Annotated in this window: 13 protein-coding genes, 4 pseudogenes and 1 riboswitch; of the genes and pseudogenes, 9 read left to right on the forward strand and 8 right to left on the reverse strand. The window is 60.8% G+C overall.

The annotated features are described in order from the left end of the window. Positions 1-40: 40 nt before the first annotated feature. Together J4G43_RS14925 and J4G43_RS14930 are read right to left on the reverse strand one after the other, a co-directional pair. Positions 41-799 carry a glucose 1-dehydrogenase gene (locus tag J4G43_RS14925; RefSeq protein ID WP_026193380.1) on the reverse strand — a complete coding sequence of 253 codons (759 nt, stop codon included), beginning with the start codon at positions 797-799 and terminating at the stop codon, positions 41-43. A gap of 1,162 nt (positions 800-1,961) precedes the next feature. After that, a pseudogene (locus J4G43_RS14930) lies at positions 1,962-3,229 on the reverse strand (IS256 family transposase). Positions 3,230-3,460: 231 nt separating this feature from the next. Between J4G43_RS14930 and J4G43_RS14935 the strand changes: the two are divergent. Further along, positions 3,461-4,033 carry an acetoacetate decarboxylase family protein gene (locus J4G43_RS14935; protein ID WP_225004909.1) on the forward strand — a complete coding sequence of 191 codons (573 nt, stop codon included), beginning with the start codon at positions 3,461-3,463 and terminating at the stop codon, positions 4,031-4,033. On the opposite strand, the gene J4G43_RS14940 is transcribed toward J4G43_RS14935, so the two are convergent. Beyond that, positions 4,034-5,302 carry an IS256 family transposase gene (locus J4G43_RS14940; RefSeq protein WP_038952271.1) on the reverse strand — a complete coding sequence of 423 codons (1,269 nt, stop codon included), beginning with the start codon at positions 5,300-5,302 and terminating at the stop codon, positions 4,034-4,036. Positions 5,303-5,945: 643 nt separating this feature from the next. On the opposite strand from J4G43_RS14940, the pseudogene J4G43_RS14945 reads away from it, so the two are divergent. Next, positions 5,946-6,708 (forward strand): annotated as a pseudogene (locus J4G43_RS14945) (IS6 family transposase). Positions 6,709-6,827: 119 nt separating this feature from the next. Here the strand turns inward: J4G43_RS14945 and J4G43_RS14950 are convergent. Next, complete coding sequence (locus J4G43_RS14950) at positions 6,828-7,421, reverse strand: HdeD family acid-resistance protein (RefSeq protein WP_208085239.1); 594 nt, start codon at positions 7,419-7,421, stop codon at positions 6,828-6,830. A 1,020-nt stretch (positions 7,422-8,441) separates the two neighbouring features. Then, a pseudogene (locus tag J4G43_RS14955) lies at positions 8,442-8,693 on the reverse strand (PLP-dependent transferase); the annotation flags it as partial. A gap of 580 nt (positions 8,694-9,273) precedes the next feature. Here J4G43_RS14955 and J4G43_RS14960 point away from each other — a divergent pair. The 4 genes and pseudogenes from J4G43_RS14960 to J4G43_RS14975 all read left to right on the forward strand — a co-directional run bounded on the left by J4G43_RS14960 (position 9,274) and on the right by J4G43_RS14975 (position 11,896). Then, positions 9,274-10,617, forward strand: a complete 1,344-nt coding sequence (locus J4G43_RS14960) for an IS1380-like element ISBdi2 family transposase (protein WP_208084232.1) — start codon at positions 9,274-9,276, stop codon at positions 10,615-10,617. Positions 10,618-10,801: 184 nt separating this feature from the next. Beyond that, positions 10,802-11,275 (forward strand): IS66-like element accessory protein TnpA, encoded by a 474-nt coding sequence (tnpA, locus tag J4G43_RS14965; RefSeq protein ID WP_166354078.1) that lies wholly within the window; start codon positions 10,802-10,804, stop codon positions 11,273-11,275. Next, a pseudogene (gene tnpB / locus J4G43_RS14970) lies at positions 11,256-11,607 on the forward strand (IS66 family insertion sequence element accessory protein TnpB). Before tnpA ends, tnpB begins: the two are co-directional and overlap by 20 nt. 52 nt (positions 11,608-11,659) lie before the next feature. Then, positions 11,660-11,896: a hypothetical protein gene (locus J4G43_RS14975; protein ID WP_208089612.1), complete on the forward strand. Its 237-nt coding sequence runs from the start codon at positions 11,660-11,662 to the stop codon at positions 11,894-11,896. A 35-nt stretch (positions 11,897-11,931) separates the two neighbouring features. Here the strand turns inward: J4G43_RS14975 and J4G43_RS14980 are convergent. Continuing rightward, a protein-coding gene (locus J4G43_RS14980) for an IS3-like element ISRj2 family transposase (protein WP_208089323.1) occupies positions 11,932-13,061 on the reverse strand; the annotation gives its coding sequence in 2 pieces (ribosomal slippage) (positions 11,932-12,809 and positions 12,809-13,061; 1,131 coding nt in all). 422 nt (positions 13,062-13,483) lie between these two features. Here J4G43_RS14980 and J4G43_RS14985 point away from each other — a divergent pair. After that, on the forward strand, positions 13,484-14,548 hold the full coding sequence (locus tag J4G43_RS14985; RefSeq protein ID WP_026192128.1) for an IS630-like element ISRj1 family transposase: 1,065 nt from the start codon (positions 13,484-13,486) through the stop codon (positions 14,546-14,548). 563 nt (positions 14,549-15,111) lie between these two features. Here the strand turns inward: J4G43_RS14985 and istB are convergent. Beyond that, positions 15,112-15,954: an IS21-like element helper ATPase IstB gene (gene istB / locus J4G43_RS14990; RefSeq protein ID WP_208085241.1), complete on the reverse strand. Its 843-nt coding sequence runs from the start codon at positions 15,952-15,954 to the stop codon at positions 15,112-15,114. Further along, the gene (gene istA, locus J4G43_RS14995) at positions 15,951-17,483 is read right to left on the reverse strand and encodes an IS21 family transposase (RefSeq protein ID WP_429798384.1); all 1,533 of its coding nucleotides are present in this window, start codon (positions 17,481-17,483) and stop codon (positions 15,951-15,953) included. Before istA ends, istB begins: the two co-directional genes overlap by 4 nt. A gap of 707 nt (positions 17,484-18,190) precedes the next feature. Here istA and J4G43_RS15000 point away from each other — a divergent pair. Then, on the forward strand, positions 18,191-18,358 hold the full coding sequence (locus J4G43_RS15000; RefSeq protein WP_225005699.1) for a short-chain fatty acyl-CoA regulator family protein: 168 nt from the start codon (positions 18,191-18,193) through the stop codon (positions 18,356-18,358). Between the two features lie 145 nt (positions 18,359-18,503). Next, positions 18,504-19,082 (forward strand): hypothetical protein, encoded by a 579-nt coding sequence (locus J4G43_RS15005; protein WP_208085242.1) that lies wholly within the window; start codon positions 18,504-18,506, stop codon positions 19,080-19,082. Continuing rightward, positions 19,043-19,254, forward strand: a riboswitch (cobalamin riboswitch). Its footprint overlaps the gene before it by 40 nt. Positions 19,255-19,325 lie beyond the last annotated feature (71 nt).

Here is a 19,325-nt window from a genome sequence, read left to right on the forward strand (position 1 = left end):
CATTCCATCTCGTTTGATGTGACAATCCGTCCGCTGATAGTCAGAAGATGTTTTCGACCGCCTGACACTTTTGCGGGACGCCGATCGTCAGACCGCCATCGACGACGATTTCGGAGCCCGTAAAATAAGAGGACTCGTCGCTAAGCAGGAACAAGACTGCCTGTGAAACTTCCTGCGGCTCGGCCGGCCGCCCGAGCGGAATTGGAAAACTGGAAAGATCGATGTTCTCTGTCATCCGAGTGTTGATGAAGCCCGGATGGATAGAGTTTATGCGAACGCCGGACGCGGCGGCCTCCAAGGCAGCGGACTTCGTTATGCCACGCACGCCGAACTTGGAAGCAACATAGGCGTGAAGCCCAGCACTACCCCTCAGCCCCTCGACCGACGAGATGTTGACGATCGACCCTCCGCCCGCGCGGCGCATGGCAGGTAGGGCAGTCTGCATTCCCAAGAACACACCAGTGAGATTGACAGCCAGGGTCTTCTCCCACTGCTCGAGCGGAAACAGCTCGATGGGAGCCATGCTGGCTATGCCTGCATTGTTGACGAGGCCGTGCAGCGCGCCGAACTTGCTCTCAACAGCCGCGATCGCCTGGCACCATTCCTCTGGCTGAGCGACGTCTTGATGCACATACATCGCGGATGGGCCAAGTTCGGCCGCGAAAGTCGCTCCTTCATTGTCAAGAATATCGGTGATCACGACTTTCGCGCCCTCGGCTACCAGCAGGCGCGCATGAGCGGCCCCCATCCCTCGAGCCCCGCCGGTTACCAAAATGACTTTTTCGCTCACACGTCCCATAACTCTTGGTTCCCTCGATCAGTGGCGGTGCAGGGTTTTTCAGCATCAAAAAGGATGACGGGCATGTTGATCAAAATGGTTGAGAACGAGCGTTGAAAGTCGGGCAAGCCAAGAGTTGCGGTCTGCACCACGCCCCGGACTCTTGCCGATCTGCCCTCTGCTACGCATCATCTTTGATGCCCAAAGCCTGTGCGCAGTACCCGTGTAAATTGGCGCTAAAGCACTTCGATAACGATTTCACATCGCGAACGTGCTTCCGCCGCTCAGGCGTTAGCCATCCTTCGGATTGTTGCATTGGCTTTGCCGACTACCCCACCTTCTAGACGCCGACAATTTGCGACCGAATTTCCTCCGGTTTCGGAGATAGGATCGGTACCCGCGAGCGGAGCGATACCGGTGCCGAACGGTGCTGAGCTCCTTGTGGATCGAAAAGTGGGGCGCAGAACGCATGAGGTTCTCCTAAGTCTTGCGAATTGGAGTATCCATTCCGTGCAATCGGCGCGCCGAGACTCTGATGGGAAGTCAGCCTCACGTGACTCTGCACAGGCGCTGGAGGTCTTCCGACTCTCTACCGAGACGGTGATGTCAGGGCCTGCGTTTTCTACCATCCGCAGCGATAATGTTACGCTGATCTGGTTTAATCGAGACACAATGGCGATAGCCATGCTGTTGCGAAAACTCGTGAGAGAGCCTCATCAACTTTCTGTCCGGATACTTGATCATGTCGGGCTTTCGACATCGCGTCGTCAATCGGACAAGCGAGGAAGACAACAGAACAAGAGTCGAAAGTTGTCGGGTCACTCGTACCCAATTTGACGTCAGCCGGTGAGCCGTATAAACCGCACGTGGTGCCTGGCATCGACGTTGCATAACGACTGATAGACAAATAGGAATCACCCACTCGCCTTGACGTCATCATCGGTGAGCACGCTCCGCCGGAATGGATGGACAATCAGGCGCATTCGGCAGCACAGGACAGCTGCCGGCTTCTAGAATGGAAAAGGTCAAGCGTGTTGGATGTTTTCGGATCGTTTAATCCGGCGGATTGAGGTGCAAGGCGCAGAAACGGCACTGCGGCCTCGCGTAGCGAAGATCGCTATCACCGGATCGATGTGCCGTACGGACTACCGAGCTATGGCTGATTTTGGGTGACGCGGCCTGATCAGGCGGCGTGGCTTTCAGTGTTCGGAATGACTTCGATTCCGTCGATGAACTTTACACCGGCGATGACTTTCGGCAACTGGTTCGTGCTCTTCAATCGCCGCCAGGTCTTCGATGCGGCGTCGATGAGCTTGAACACCATCAGCTTCGCAGTTTGTTGCGACAGCGATCCCTTGGTCCGCACCGTTCGGTGGCGCACCGTGGCGAAGACGCTCTCGATCGGGTTCGAGCTGCGTAGGTGGATCCAGTGCTCAGCAGGGAAGTCGAAGAAGGCGAGCAGCGCATGGCGATCCTTGATCAGGCACTCCACCGCACGTCCGTATTTGACGTGGTATTTCTCGACGAAGACGTCGATCGCGGTTTCAGCTTCGGCCCGGTGTGGGGCCAGATAGATGTTCCGCAGGTCGTTCTTCATGGGGCCCTGCACGGATTTGGCGACCTTGTCGAGTACGTTGCTCACTTTATGGCACCAGCATCGTTGGTGCCGCGTGCCGGGAAAGGCCTCGTCCAGTGCCTTCCAGAAGCCGAGGGCGCCGTCGCCGATGGCGAGTTGCGGGGCAATCGTAACCCGCGTTGCCGCAGGTCGATCAGGAGTTCGCGCCAGCTCTGCGCGCTCTCGCGCACGCCGACCTGGAAGCCGATCAGCTCCTTCTTGCCTTCCGGCGTGGTGCCAATCAGCACCAGCATGCATTCGCTGTGATCTTCCATGCGGGCCTGCAGGTACACGCCATCGGCCCAGATGTAGACATAGCGACGCGCCGACAGATCGCGTCTCTGCCAGCGTTCGTACTCGACCTGCCAATCGGCCTTCAGGCCGGCGATCACCGAAGGCGACAGGTTCGGCGCATCCTTGCCGAGCAGCGCCGAGAGCGCCTCCTGGAAGTCGCCGGTCGAGATGCCGCGCAAATAGAGGACCGGGATCAAGGCATCCAGGCTCTTCGTCCGCCGCGCCCATAGCGGCAGGATTGCCGAACTGAAGCGGAGGCGGTCGCCTGGCCCGCTCGCTCCGCGGTCGCGGACCTTGGGACGAGCGACCTCCACCGGACCGATGCCGGTCGCAATCTCGCGCACCGGACCGTGCCCATGTCGGACCAGGCGCGCTCGACCGTCGGGCAGCGTCAGATTGGCCGTGCTGGCCAGAAACGCGCCAACCTCGATCTCGATCGCCCTGGCAAGCAGGTCCCGCGCGCCGGCACGAACGATATCGGTCAGTGGATCATCAACCGCGGACGGCTGACGGAAAGCAAGAACATTGGTAGTCTCGGTCATGGCGTATCGCTCTCCTCGAGAGGTTCTGGCAGGCTCGTCACCCGCCTCGATACGCCGCCTTCCTCACACCGTCATCACCCAGATTCCGCCATAGCTCCGGACTACCGAACCCACATCGCTGCCAGCGCAGTACAGTCGCTTCAGGGGCGCTTCAACAACCGGAGAGGCGAGGTGAGATGAATAGCTCAATCTCCAACCGCGCGAAATTGTTCTGAGATTGAGGAGGATGCGATGCCCGACGTCAAAGGCATTCCGCTTGATGCGCCGCTTTACCATGGGGGCAAAAATCGTGGCAGTGCGTTTCTCGGCTGCCAAGCCATAAACCTTATGTTCAGCGTGGGGCACGAGGCGAATTGTTTATTGCCGAAGGAGCTAGCACCTGCAGCAAACCCTGCAATCGCCATTGTGGGGGTCGCGAGCTATCGCTCAAGCACTGTCGGGCCATACTTGGAGTGCTATTCAGGAATTCAAGTTCGTGATCCCGACGGTGAGACTGGCTACTACATCCCTTACATTTACGTGACGGTAAATGATGCAGCTCTCGCCTCGGGACGAGAGGTTCTTGGTGCTCCAAAAAAGCTGGCGCACATTAGACTGATCAGAGAAGGCGGTCTAATTCAGGGTACGCTCGAGCGTCCGAAAGGCAAGCGCCTGCTGACCCTTACCGCTCAACCAGACGAGCGCATGAGCTCGGATTCGCGACAGATATATTCTGCGCGGACGAATTTCTACTCGGTTCGGCAGCTGCCGCCCATTATTGAGTCCGGGAAGGAGCTATGGCTGATTTTGGGTGACGCGGCCTGATCAGGCGGCGTGGCTTTCAGTGTTCGGAATGACTTCGATTCCGTCGATGAACTTTACACCGGCGATGACTTTCGGCAACTGGTTCGTGCTCTTCAATCGCCGCCAGGTCTTCGATGCGGCGTCGATGAGCTTGAACACCATCAGCTTCGCAGTTTGTTGCGACAGCGATCCCTTGGTCCGCACCGTTCGGTGGCGCACCGTGGCGAAGACGCTCTCGATCGGGTTCGAGCTGCGTAGGTGGATCCAGTGCTCAGCAGGGAAGTCGAAGAAGGCGAGCAGCGCATGGCGATCCTTGATCAGGCACTCCACCGCACGTCCGTATTTGACGTGGTATTTCTCGACGAAGACGTCGATCGCGGTTTCAGCTTCGGCCCGGTGTGGGGCCAGATAGATGTTCCGCAGGTCGTTCTTCATGGGGCCCTGCACGGATTTGGCGACCTTGTCGAGTACGTTGCTCACTTTATGGCACCAGCATCGTTGGTGCCGCGTGCCGGGAAAGGCCTCGTCCAGTGCCTTCCAGAAGCCGAGGGCGCCGTCGCCGATGGCGAGTTGCGGGGCAATCCGTAACCCGCGTTGCCGCAGGTCGATCAGGAGTTCGCGCCAGCTCTGCGCGCTCTCGCGCACGCCGACCTGGAAGCCGATCAGCTCCTTCTTGCCTTCCGGCGTGGTGCCAATCAGCACCAGCATGCATTCGCTGTGATCTTCCATGCGGGCCTGCAGGTACACGCCATCGGCCCAGATGTAGACATAGCGACGCGCCGACAGATCGCGTCTCTGCCAGCGTTCGTACTCGACCTGCCAATCGGCCTTCAGGCCGGCGATCACCGAAGGCGACAGGTTCGGCGCATCCTTGCCGAGCAGCGCCGAGAGCGCCTCCTGGAAGTCGCCGGTCGAGATGCCGCGCAAATAGAGGACCGGGATCAAGGCATCCAGGCTCTTCGTCCGCCGCGCCCATAGCGGCAGGATTGCCGAACTGAAGCGGAGGCGGTCGCCTGGCCCGCTCGCTCCGCGGTCGCGGACCTTGGGACGAGCGACCTCCACCGGACCGATGCCGGTCGCAATCTCGCGCACCGGACCGTGCCCATGTCGGACCAGGCGCGCTCGACCGTCGGGCAGCGTCAGATTGGCCGTGCTGGCCAGAAACGCGCCAACCTCGATCTCGATCGCCCTGGCAAGCAGGTCCCGCGCGCCGGCACGAACGATATCGGTCAGTGGATCATCAACCGCGGACGGCTGACGGAAAGCAAGAACATTGGTAGTCTCGGTCATGGCGTATCGCTCTCCTCGAGAGGTTCTGGCAGGCTCGTCACCCGCCTCGATACGCCGCCTTCCTCACACCGTCATCACCCAGATTCCGCCATAGCTCTCCGGGAAGGGAGAGGTCACGCAACTCGTCAGATGGTGTACGGACCGAACGCTGCGACGCGACGAGCGTGGCGAAGAAGTTCTATTTACTGGACCAACCTCCCTAACTTACGACTCCCCCTCGATTATCGATCCCGTGCACAACTTGACAGTTGGCCAAGCCCTGCTCGGCACAACGAGGAGTATGACGCAAGGCTCGAGGCCATTGATATCCTTTCGGAGGAATCAAACCCGGTAAATAGATGATCGACGAGCTTGAAGAATTCATCCAATCCTAAATTGCTGCCAGGGCTGTCGGTTTGCCGGCTCACGGGCGGTTATTGCAATGTGAGCTAAAGTCCTTGACTCACTGCATGACATCGCAAAGCAGGGACGACGCCTCGCCTGCCGCGTGTGCCATATGTAACAGGCATGCTCGCACCAGGCGCCTGCATGATGAGTGGCCCATCCGGGGGTGGTGGTCGTATCGGCCATGATGGCTGGAGAATAACCACAGCGGTACCGTCAAGTTAACGAATTGGAGCGGCGGAGGGGGTAGACGAGCGGCATGCGGACTGCCAAGGACCCTCTTTATCGCCGCCATCGCTTCCCACCGGAAGTGATCAGCTATGCCGTTTGGTTGTATTTCCGGTTTCCCTTAAGCTTGCGCATGGTCGAGGAAATGCTGGCGGCGCGTGGCATTGGCGTGACCTATGAAACCGTGCGCCAGTGGGGACGGAAATTCGGCAAGCCGTTCTCCGATCGGATCCGCCAGCGTGCACCCGCTCGCGGTGACAAATGGCATCTGGACGAAGTCGTTATCTCGATCGCGGGCGAACAACATTGGCTCTGGCGCGCTGTCGACCAGAATGGCTTCGTTCTCGACGTCTTGATCCAGCGCCGAAGAGACTCGCGCGCTGCCCAGCGGCTCATGAAGAAGCTCTTGAAATCCGCCGGCACGCCGCCGCGCGTGATGATCACGGACAAGCTCCGTTCGTACGGCGCTGCGAGGGCGAAGATGGGCTTTCACGTCGAACATCGCCAGCACAAAGCTCTCAACAATCGGGCCGAGAATTCTCATCAGCCGACGCGGCGACGCGAGCGGATCATGAAGCGTTTCAAATCGTCCGATCAGGCTCAACGGTTTCTGTCAGTTCACGATCAGGTCGCGAACCTTTTCCACATCCCCTATCCCGGAGCCGTCACTGCCGACTTCCGTCGCGCTTCGCGCGAGCGAGCCTTTGCGACTTGGCGCGAAATCTCCACGACAAGCGCTATCGCCGAATCTCGAACCTTTGAGAATGGCCTCCTTCGGCTCGGCGGTCGATTAAGTTGAAGATGCCTTGTGCGATGATGTTTCGCAAATGCAGTCTCAGCGGCTGAGGCTGCACGCTCCAAGCTGTTATTTTTCTGCATGTCTTTCTCCTTCGAAACCAAGGGCGCCCGGCAATTACGTCGACGATCGTGCCTTCACGATGGGACTGCGGCGTAGGCCGAAGCTGACTCCAATCCAGCTCGCGCCCGCCACGAGTAGATCGACGCCGAGAAACAGGCCCAGAATATAAACACTGTTTATCGGCCAACGCGCTAAGATCAACGATCCAATCAGCAGAGTAATGACGCCGGATATCGCCAGCCAGGACCGGGGCGTTGCGCGTTTCATGCTGAACGCCAGGATCAGGCGCATGATACCGGCGGCGACCAGCGATGCGCCGAGCGCCAGCGTAAGCAGCACAGCGGCGAGCGTAGGATTATCAAATGTCAGAAGCCCCGCGACGATGTAGAGCGCACCCAAAAGAGCGCATAGCAAGAGCCTGCCCCAGGTCTTAACCTGGAAAGCATTGATCATTTCGGCAACGCCGGCGACGATCATCATCACGCCAACTAGCACCACACTCGCCACCGTCGCGAGCGCAACGCTACCAAGCGCCACGAAGCCAGTGATCAGATAAACTACGCCGAGGGCGAAAACCCAGCCCCACTTCGGCAGCGAAGCGGTGCCCGGACCAGCTCGAAGCCGCACGATATCAGACAAACTTGTCATTGAGGTCTCCGGTGCCAAAGCTGCGCCGCAGCATGGCGCGCCTAGCCATCGCTTTGTTGCGATTAGGGTTGAGCTTGCGGGTCGTTGCGAGCAGCCGACTCAGTGTGCCCATCAGGGAGGACCACATTACTAAGCCCGGGGAGGCGGTGTCGTAGGCCGAGCAATTGGCGTGCCACGCTTTGCGAGCCGCGCGTCGAGAGCGAAACTAGTTTCTTCGTGACGCGATCCTGAAATCGCGGCCGTTTGTGGCAGCTTGCCGCCAAACGTCTTAAGTCCGACGCGCATAAACGCGACAACATGAACATCTTGCGCGTGGCGGCGATTGGCCTAACTGCATTCTCGAGGGGGGGTATGCGCCCCACATGACGGAGTTGGACATCCCAGAAAACCGCCGAGTTCTGGCTCGATGCCTTTCGATGGCCTTGACCAATTCACCAGACCGTCGGCGGCAATCGCAGGTGCCGCCGAGCTAGTCTAGAAAAGGATACCTGCAACATTTCTCTGCACAGCAAGCATGACGAGTAGACCAACGACCAGAAATGGTCCGAACGGGTTCGACGTTCGTGCGGTGACGCCTTGCCCGACAACATGGCGGCAGAGTACTGTGGATCGGCGCGGCTTTTTGACCCCCGACCGGGGCCCAACATTGACCCCGCCTAAAATGCGGTAAGCGCCCGGATGCATTTCGAATTGGAGCAGTGAGCCGAGGTCAATGTTGGGAGCCGAAAGGGGTCAATATTCGGAGCCGCGTCACAAAGCAGGAGCACCGTGATCGCGGTCCGGCACGGGATCGGGCGGCAATTGCGAGTTGGTTTCGTTCGTTGGCCCACCGGTCGCGCCGTCTCCGAATGGCTCGAAATCGAGTGAGATTGACGGCCTGCCGGCGATTCCCTGCTGAACGCATCCAGCAAGGGCTATTACGTCTGCGTCGTGCGGCAGCTCTCGGGCGCGCAGAGCAACGAGGCCGCCGCGGCGATCATGGCAGCGTGCCGCGCGTCCAATCCGCTTTGATCCCCTCGCTCAAGCCGCGTTCAGCGCCTGCGCGAGGTCCGCGATCAGATCCGACGGGTTCTCGATCCCGATCGACAGCCGGATGGTGGAATCGAGCACGCCGATCTTTTGGCGAATGTCGGCGGGAACGCCGGAATGGGTCATGGTCGCGGGCAGGCTCGCAAGCGACTCGGTGCCGCCGAGGCTCACCGCCAGCTTGAGAATTTGCAGCGCATTGAGAAATTTCACCGCCGCCTCCTTGCCGCCGACAATGTCGAATGCGTGTTTCGGCAATTACCGGACACGGATTCCGGTAATTCGCGGACAGCAATTTCAGTGTAAGCGCGAATTTCCCCGCACCTTTTGCGGTTGAGTGCTGTGATGCATGAGGTGTCCACCAAATTAGCCCGTCTTATTCGCGAGAGGGCGCCTGAGAGGCTGGCGAGCGTGGTGTAAAGCGCTGATGCGGCGTAGGATTCGGTTGCGAAGCCACCCCATCACCTTCAACCGCGAACGCCACGCCCGCCATGACCGATGATACGATTTCAGACCACTATCGAGAAGCAAGAATTCAACACAAATAAAACCTCTGCCTCGCGCTCGATCTCTTCATGCTTGATAGTCTCGTTTCGGAGGCTGATCACCTACCGCGTCTAATAGGCCGCTCGCGCCGGTTTCTTTGGACGCGGCACGACCGCGACTCCACGTTTCGGCACAGAAATGATCGGGAGTCACTCAATCTTTCTTCAACTTAACCCGTCTTATTCGTAAGAGTGCGCCTGAGGGGTAAAGCGCTGATGCGGCGTAGGATTCGGTTGCGAAGCCAACCCCATCACCTCCAACCGCGAACGCCACGCCCGCCATGACCGACGATACGATTCCGCCCTTCTCGTTTCCAGCCGTTCACGCCAAGAAAGTCACAGCTGCCTTCGATGGTGGGCGCCTAACCTCGAACGGGGGCGTGATGCTTCTGGCGATGGCCGAGCGGCGTCTCGGTTTGGCCAACAATCTGGCCCGGGTGTTCCCGGATCGGCGCGATCCGACGCGGGTCGTGCACAGCCTGGTCGATATGCTCCGCGCTCGCATGTTCGCGATCTGCTGCGGCTACGAGGACGCCGACGACCTCGATCATCTGAGGTCCGATCCGGCATTCAAACTGGCCTGCGGACGGCTGCCGGACACGGGCCGGGATTTGTGTTCCCAGCCGACGCTGTCGCGGCTGGAGAATGCTCCGCGCCTGCGCGACGTGATCCGGCTGACCTACATTTTGGTCGACGCATGGATGGATAGCTACCCGCGCGAGCCGGCATCCGTCACGCTCGACATCGATGATACCTGCGACGTCGTCCACGGCCATCAGCAGCTCTCGCTGTTCAACGCTCATTATGACGAACGCTGCTTCCTGCCGATCCACGTCTACGACACGGAGAAGAGCCGGCCCGTGGCCGTCGTGCTGCGGCCCGGCAAGACGCCGGGCGGCGTCGAGGTGCGTGCCCATCTGCGCCGCCTGGTACGGCATATCCGGACGCGATGGCACAACACGCAAATTACGTTCCGTGGCGACGGGCACTATGCCCGGCCGGAGGCCATGGCGTGGTGCGAGACCAACGGCATCGACTACATCTTCGGTCTGTCCGGCACCAAGCCTCTCGCCAGAAAAGTCGACGAGGTCGCCGACGACATCCGCACGCGACGCGCCATCGAGAACCTGCCGGTTCTGCGTGGCTATACCGAGACGCGCCACAAGGCAAAGTCCTGGGATCGCGAACGGCGCACTGTCGCCCGTATTGAGGCGACGATGCTCGGCCTCGACATCCGCTTCGTCGTCACCAGCCTCGATGTCGGCTCGGCCGAGTGGATCTACGACAGCCTGTATTGCGCGCGCGGCCAAGCCGAGAATCTGATCAAGCTGCATAAGACGCAGCTCGCCTCCGATCGCACCAGCTGCCGTTCGGCGCTCGCCAACCAGGTCCGTCTCGTGCTCCATACGGCCGCTTATTGGCTGATGCTGACCGTGCGCGACGCCATTCCCAAAGCCCGGGAATTGGCCGCTGCCGAGTTCGCGACGCTGCGTCTTCGGCTCTTGAAAATCGCCGCCCGTGTCGTCGAGACCACGAGCCGCATTCGCCTTGCGTTTGCCGCGGCATGTCCCGAAGCCGACCTGATCTGCGGCTTGCCCGGCGCGCTGCTGCCGCTCGGTCCTTGACCGGCGGGGCGTCCGCCCCCGTTCGCCCAACCCATCCCTCAAGCGCGTTGCAAAGTACCGGTCGTCAGGCGGCGAAAAGCCGAAGGCAATCCTGTGCGCCTCGTCAGACAAGATGTGCGGCCGCATCAATCGGGCCCAAAAGCCGCACTCTCACGAATAGGACGGGTTAGGTGGACACCTTGGGATGGCAGACGATGATCAGAAACTGCGGGTCAGGCTTGTTGGCCGGAATGGGCGCCGGCGATACGACCCCGCATCGAAGGACCGTCTTGTCGCGGCCTGCCTTGAACGTGGGGTTTCGGTATCGAGGCTTGCGCTCGAACATGGGGTCAATGCGAACCTTCTTCGGAAGTGGATCAAGAAGTGGACGGCGACCAGGTCGCTGCCGCCGTCTTCACCACCGGCGTTCATCCCGGTTCAGCTTGAGAGGACTGCCGATCGGGCCCTGTCGCGGCAGAGCAGCGTGGCGACGGTGGATTTGCCGGCTACTTGCGATGAAGTGCGTGATTCGGAATCCAAAAGGACTGCAGTTTTTTGCTCTCCGGCCAAAGTGAGCGCGTCCCTGCCGAACGGCGTGAAGCTCGGGCTGGAATGCGGCGATGTAGATGCATTGACGGCGATCATCGGAGCACTGAGCCATGTTCAGGCTGGGCGGTGACCTGCAGGTCTATCTGCACCGTGAGCCGATCGACTTCCGGGCTGGCATCAACAGCCTTGCGGTCCTAGTCCAGGAGACGATGGCGCTCGATCCATTCACTCCGGCGGTTTTTGCGTTCTGCAATCGCCGTTGCGACCGGATGAAGTTGCTGTTCTTCGACCGGTCCGGCTGTGCTGGTCCTGAAGCGGCTGACCGAGGACAAGTTCCGATGGCCGCGCCGCCAGGAGGCGGGCGTCACGCTGACGACCGAGCAATTGCACTGGATCCTTGACGGCATCGATATCGATGCGATGGTCCGCCATCCGGTGCGGCAATATCAGGTTGCCGGCTGAGCTCTCGAGTTGAGCGGTTGACGCGTCGGTACGGTTCAGATTCAAGAATCCGATGAATCGAACCGGCGATCCGAGTGTTGAAGTGCTGTTGGCGCGCATTGCTGCGCTGCAGGCGGAGAACCATCAACTCGCCGACCGCGTCGTCAAACTCGAGGAAGAACTGGCGCTGGCACGCCTGAGAGCTGGCCCCGGTTGTTTGGACAGCGCCCCGCTGGATTTAAGTGGATTCCTGCCGGGTTATGCTGAACGCGGGGCTTTACGGTTTTGTCGTTGCGTCGGGAGGGCGTAGCCCGACCAGAGGGACGACAAAACCGTCGGCGACGGTCATGCGGCCATCACCATAGCTTGCGTGCCGAAGTAAGCCTCGTCGGGCGTGCGCCCGTCAAGGCTCGAGTGAGGGCGTCCCTGATTGTAGAAGGCCAGATACTTGGCAATTGACGCTCGCGCCTCGGACACGCTGTCGTAGGCGCGGAGATAAGCTTCTTCGTATTTGACCGTGCGCCAGAGCCGCTCGACAAACACGTTGTCGCGCCAGGCGCCCTTGCCGTCCATGCTGATGGCGATCTTCGCGTCCAGCAGCACATCGGTGAACTCGAGGCTGGTGAACTGGCTGCCCTGATCCGTGTTGAAAATCTCGGGCCTGCCGTGCTTCGCCAACGCCTCCTGGACCGCTTCGACGCAGAAGGCCGCCTCCATTGTGATCGAGACGCGATGGGCCAGGACCCGTCGGCTGAACACATCGACGACCGCCGCGAGATAGACGAAGCCACGCCGCATCGGAATGTAGGTGATGTCCATTGCCCACGCATGGTCGGGCCGCTCGATCTTCAATCCGCGCAACAGGTACGGGTAGATCTTGTGACCCGGAGCCGGCTTGCTCGTGTTCGGGCGACGATAGACCGCCTCGATCCCCATGCGCTTCATCAGCGTCGCGATGTGGCGGCGACCGGCGTATACGCCCTCCCGCCGCAGCAACGATCGCAGCATACGCGCTCCCGCGAAGGGATAATCGAGATGCAGCTCATCGAGCCGACGCATCAAGGCAAGGTCCTCGGCCGAAACTGGCCGAGGTTCATAGTAGACCGTGCTGCGAGCCAGCTTCAGGACCTTCGCCTGGCGCACGATAGAAAGATCATGATCGCGGTCGATCATCGCTTTGCGCTCAGCAGGCCCGCCTTGGTGAGCGCGCCGGACAAAAAATCGTTTTCCAACGCCAGCTCGCCGATCTTGGCATGTAACGCCTTCAAATCGACCGGCGTCTCGGCCGATGTCTTGTCATGCCCAAACACGCCGGCGGCGCCTTCCAGGAGCTGGTTTTTCCAGATCGTGATCTGGTTCGGATGAACATCAAACAGTTGCGCCAGCTCCGCCAGTGTCTTGTCGCCTTTGACCGCAGCCAAAGCAACCTTCGCCTTGAATGCCGGAGAATGCGTCCGGCGGCTCTTCTTCGTCATCTTCGCTCCTGATTCGCAGCAAGAATCCTCGCCGCTGTCAGGCAGAAAATCCACTCAAGCTACTGTCCGAATTTGCGGGGCCAGCTCTAGGCTCCGCATCTCACCTAAGCGACGCACGTGAGCGTGTGCTCACCAGGTGCCCGCTTGACAAGCGTATCCTTCGGCTGGAATGGTCCGCGCGCCTGAGCTTCCCTAAGGACCTCAAGGCGGTGAGCTTTGCGTGGTCGCATCCGCAACGATGATGGGCGCCATGTCCGACGCCGCTGAATAGCTGGATCAGAAGGTTTTCGAGAAGGCCGCGCCGGCAAAGTGCGGCCTTCTTGCGTTGCAGGCATTTTCTAGCGGAAGCCAACGAGGGCGCGATTTAGCTCGTGCGCTAGTACCCACTTTTCTTGGAACGTGAGTCGTGATTCAAGGTCGGGATGATACCCGAAGCAAGAGAAGTCCACCTTTCGAGGAAAGATCGCAAGGTGCTTGAGGCGTGCTGTCGCTCACCGGTGACGTTGCAGCGCGATTTGAAGCGGGCGCGGATAGTTCTGTTGGCGGCGGATGGGCGCAGCACCCGGTCGATCGCCAAGGAAGTTGGGGTCCAGCCGCGGATTGTCAGCCTTTGGCGGCATCGCTATGCCGACCATGGCCTTGAAGGGCTGCAAGACAAGCCGCGGCCTGGCAAGCAGCCGATCTATACGAAGACGACCGACAAGCGGATTCTGAAGCTGCTGGATAAGCCGCCACCGCAAGGGTTTGCGCGCTGGACCGGCCCCCTGCTGGCCGAGGCGCTGGGCGATGTCGATGTCCAATATGTCTGGCGGTTCCTGCGCAGCCACAAGATTGACCTGGTGGCTCGCAAGTCCTGGTGCGAGAGCAACGACCCGAACTTTACGGCCAAAGCCGCCGATGTTGTCGGCCTCTATGTCGCGCCGCCGGCGAAGGCCATTGTGCTGTGCGTGGACGAGAAGCCCTCGATCCAGGCTTTGGAGCGAGCGCAGGGTTATCTGAAGTTGCCCAATGGCCGCGCCTTGACCGGCCAAAGCCACGATTACAAGCGGCATGGCACCACAACATTGTTTGCGGCGCTCGAAGTCGCCACCGGAAAGATCATCGCGACCCATTCAAAACGCCGGCGCCGCGTCGAGTTTCTCGATTTCATGAACAGCGTCACCGCGGCTTTTCCGAACCGCAAGCTTCACGTCATCCTCGACAACCTCAACACCCATAAAAAGAACGAGGACTGGCTCAAGGCCCACCCCAACGTGCAATTTCATTTCACGCCGACAAGTGCGTCATGGCTCAATCAGGTCGAAGTATGGTTTTCCATCTTGCAGGGGCAGTCGCTCAGCGGCACCTCCTTCACGAGCCTCAAGCAGCTTCAGGAACACATCGATGCCTACGTCAACGCATACAACGACAGAGCCGAACCCTTCGTCTGGACCAAGAAAAAGGTCCGTCAACGCCGTTTCAAAGGCCGCCGTATCACTCAGCTCTGATTCCGGGTACTAGTATGGCAGTCTGTAGCGTATCCGCCCGGCGTAGCCGCAGACGAAGTGGTTAGCGCTTAAGCAGTCGAGGGTTTTCCTTGGGGGATGTCCGCTCGATGTTGAAGCTGGCAGAGCCGAAGTTCCCGATAATACCACGGAGGGCGGTCTCCGTGCGAGCTATAAAGAGGAGCTGATCGACTCCCCCTACCAATTACAGCGTCATGCGGGCGTGGGCCTGATTCGGCATGCAAGAGAACGATGGGGCGAAGGCACGGTCTGCGATAGCGGCAGGCCGACCACGTTTAGCGAACGAACAGGCTGGGCGGTGCGAGTGCCGCTCAGCTACGGGGCCGCGGCCTCGTCAGCTTCTCGAAAGCAGGTGAAACCAGCAATGGACTGCAGGGCAGGGGTAGCGCGTGCATAAGGCCGAAAAGCCTCGAAAGGACCAATGATATAGCGCGACAATCAGGATGAGAGCGGCGCGTCAATCAAGATGAGACGAGGCGGCCGAGTCAGGAGATAATTGACGCTGGCCGTCGACTTGGCAAGCGTTGATTGACGCTGCGCGACAATCAAGCGGCGCTGCCAGCGTCAATCAAAGTCTTGTCGAGTTCGTTTGGGGTAGTGTGAACAGGCGGCCGGCCTGGACCGCGCTTGCGATCGAGGGCAACTTTTCGACGGTAACTTTCGACGTTCATCTCGAGGATCGTGGCGTGGTGGACCAAACGATCGATGGCAGCCAACGTCATTGCTTGGTCCGGGAAGATACGCCCCCATTCGCCAAATGGCTGATTGGCCGTGATCAGCAGCGAGCGTCGTTCGTAGCGGGCGGCGATCAACTCGAACAACACACTGGTTTCCGCCTGATCCTTGCTTACATATGTGATGTCGTCGAGGATCAGGAGGTCATAGCGATCGAGTTTGGTGATCGCGGACTCCAGCGCCAACTCGCGCCGCGCGACCTGCAGCCGTTGCACCAGATCAGTGGTGCGCGCGAAGAGAACGCGCCAACCGTTCTCGACGAGAGCCAAGCCGATCGCCGCGCCGAGATGGGTCTTGCCGCCGCCCGGTGGACCGAACAACAGCAAATTGGCGCCGGCCTTCAACCAGGCGTCGCCGGCGGCGAGCGCCATCGCTTGTGCCTTTGATAGCATCGGCACGCTTTCGAAGTCGAAGGTTGCGAGCGTCTTGCCGGCGGGCAAACGCGCTTCCACCATGTGTCGCTCGATCCGACGGCGGGTGCGATCGGCGGCCTCGTGCTCGGCAAGGGCGGCGAGGAAGCGGGCGGCAGGCCACCCTTCCTTGTCCGACTGTGCGGCGAGCTTCGGCCAGATCGCCTTGACGCCCGGCAGGCGGAGCTCATTGAGAAGCAGCTCGACACGGGCAGCATCGACGGAGGTAGCGATACCGGTCATGCTGCCTCTCCCAGGTTCGAGCGGCCCGACATGACGCTGACGGAGGCGAGTTCATCGTAGACGTCGAGCGGCGCCAGCTTGACGGCGACACGCGGGATCGAGGCCGCCTCGGGCCGGAAGCGGTCGCGCAGCGCGGCAAGATCGGGTAACTGCCCGGCGTCCAGATTCATCGCGATCGCCTCGGCGAGTTCTGCTTCGCAGGCGCGCTCGTGAGCCAGCGCCAGAAGCTCGACCGTCACCTTGCAGGCGCGCCGGTCATCACCATGCTCCCGCAAGGTCTCGAACAGACGTTTGTAAGCTGCTCGCGGGAAGAGTTGGTCGCGATAAACGAGATTGAGGAGCGCCATCGGCTTGCGCCGCAGGGCATGGATGACGTGCCGGTAATCCACGACATGACCGCCGTGGCTCTCGGACACAGGCCGACCGCGCCGCAGCGTTACGACCGGTGTGACGCCAAGGAAGCATTCGAGCCGGTCGTCGAAGATGCGCACACGCAGGCGATGGCCGATCAATCTTGAAGGCACGGTGTAGAACACGCGCCGCAGGATGAAGCCGCCTGACGACGTCACCGGGATCACTTTCTCCTCGAAGTCGGTCGTGCGGCCTTTTGGCAGCGGCGCCAATGCCTCCTTCTCGAGCGCGATCGGCTTGGCGAGGTTGGCGTTGCGCCGGCCGACAATCTCGTCGACAAAAGCCCGGTACGCATCGAGACTGGCGAAGTCGCGCGTCCCCCGCAGCAACAGCGCATCTTCCAGTGCCCGCTTGAGATGGCCGTGCGCGCTCTCGATCGAGCCGTTCTCATGTGCGATGCCCGCATTGTTGCGCGTTGGCGCCATGCCATAGTGGCCCATCAGCCCGGCGTAGCGCTGCGTCAGATCCTCCCGTGCGTCGGCGGCCAGATTGCGGAACGCTGCCGACAGGCTGTCGCTGCGATGCTCCCGCGGCACGCCGCCAAGCGCCCACAGCGCGTTCTGCAAGCCCTCTGCCAGGGCGACGAAGCTTTCGCCGCCGAGCACGACATGGGCATGCTCGAAGCCGGAGAACGCCAACCGGAAGTGATAGAGCCGGTGATCGAGCGGCTCACCCGCGATGGTAATACCGAGCGCGCTCACGTCGGTGAAGTCGGACAGACCCAGGCGGCCGGGCTCGTGCTGCTGGCGGAAGATCACGTCCTGTTCGGGGCCGTTGAGCGCCCGCCAGGCGTTGATGCGCCGCTCCAGCGTGCGGCGGATGTTCGGGTTCAGGTCATGATGCCGTCGGCGCAACTCGTCCAGCACGCCGATCACGCGGATGCCGGGCGCAGCCTTCAGGATCGGAACGATCTCGGCCTCCCAATACTGCGCGAGCGGATCGGACCGGCGCCGGCCCCTCGGCGTCTTCTTCTGCGATGGCGGGCGACAATCGCCCTCGATTCGATACGCGCTTGCCTTCGAGAACCCCGCCTTGGCCGCGGCGGCTTCGGGGGACAGTGTCTGTCGGTAGGTCATGTACAGCCTCATCTGGTGGTCGGTGATGTGGAAGCCAGGCAAGGCATCGATTCCCTCTTGTCGAGACGAATCAACAGCTTGCACCAGCCGCACCCGGCCGCCAGACGGGTCCGCAAACGCGCGACGCCGATGGGGACGGTCCTCCGGTCGGGCTACGCCCTCCCTTCGGTCCGCCCCCATCGGCGCAGTCTCACCTTGATTGTCGCTGGAGTCTCACCCTGATCGCCGCCGCGCACAATGATGTCGATTAGGGTATTTGGTGTGATTGATCGCCACTTTCGGAAAACTCCTTTCGCTCCGCCCAGTATGTTCGCGGTTCGCGATCGGCGAATAACTGGAACCCGACGCCGGCCAAGCGTCAGCCGTTAGATCAGGGCGAAGCCCTCGCTACCCACAAACGGAATGACCGCAGATTGCTCTGCGGCCCACCGGATCAAAATATGCTTGTCGGTACTGAAATGGGCAGACCGGCTCTGCCCGCCAGCATTAGCACCGAAGTGGCCCTTCTTCTCCCCGGGCAATTACGGATGGTCACGGGAGGCTCCGTGTCCGGAAAGACATTCGCTGGAGAGAAATTCCTTTCCGATGCTAACGGCAAACCGCGAGCGGCGGCGGGATAGCTCTCCCGGTAGTGCGAAGCGCTCGCACCCAAGGCGGCCGAAGCACAAGAACCAGCAACCCGAACGGCCGGCGGAGTGAGGAGGTCTGGCTTTTCCAGGGCGAAGGCCTCGCTATCCATGCGGCAGGAAATGCTCTTTTGCGGACCGCGGCGCTCGGCTGAACCTCCGCGAAAGACCTTTGTTATCGCACTCGGGTGCGACCTCCAGCACGCCGGTCGATTGGTCTATTCGGACGGCCTGGACCTCAGTAACCCCGCTGCGGTGACTCCGATCGGAGACGGCTGCCGGATCTGCTAACGACCTGCCTGCGCAGCGGGCATTCCCCTCAGCCGGACGTGCCCTGCAGGTTGACGAAAACCGCAGCGCCTGCGCCATACGCTGTGAGTTGACCGCAGCAATGTGCCGCGGGAGACTGTGAACGTCTCCGGAAGCCTTTGTTACAATGACGTCGAGCGATTCCAATCCGTATAGCCGCTATCTCGCAGTTTTGCATTCTTCAAACGGCGTCTCATTGACGTTCGGGCCCACGGCAGAGCTGACCCTCGGATCGCGGCGAAGAGCGATCGAGGCGCGGTGGCGTGTGGCCGGTTTGCTTCGGCGCCGCCGGTTCAAGACGTCGACCCAAGGCGAAGCGATCTGCACGACCATCGCGCCGCAGGACATCGACGAGCTTTCCGATCTTCTTGCGGTCGATGCTGCGCTCGATGCCTTTCGACAGGAACGGCTGCGTCCGCGTGTCGTTGAAGAAATCCTTGGGATTACATCGCGAGAGCGCCGCCGCTGGACCAAGGACGGACGGCTTCCTCAATCCGGGTCCGGATCGTTTCGCCGTGGCCGGCGCTCCATCCGGCCACAAAAATCGCGGCGCTGGCTAGGCAGCCCGAGACAATCGACGCGTGCCGCAACGAAGACGAGAACCCATGACAGGCTCTATACTTCCGCTGCAATAAACTACCTGTTGACACAGTATCGAATACGGCGGCTAGATGTAGTTGTCACGGTCTCTCGAATCACAAGATAGAGAGCTAAGAGGGAAGCCGGTACGGCCGAAAGCCAAAGCCGGCGCTGCCCCCGCAACTGTAAGCGGCGAGCCGCTGTCGATAGGGTCACTGGCGCAAAATCTCCGCGTCGGGAAGGCCAGACAGCGGCAATAACCCGCGAGCCAGGAGACCTGCCGCGACAACAACAGAGTCCTCGGGCGGGGTGTCCCGGTGGTCGCTTGCCGGCAGTCGGCCGCCGAGGGCGGCTCGTTTTCCGCATGCGC

The sequence above is a fragment of the Bradyrhizobium barranii subsp. barranii genome (genome assembly GCF_017565645.3).
Taxonomy (GTDB): Bacteria; Pseudomonadota; Alphaproteobacteria; order Rhizobiales; family Xanthobacteraceae; genus Bradyrhizobium; species Bradyrhizobium barranii.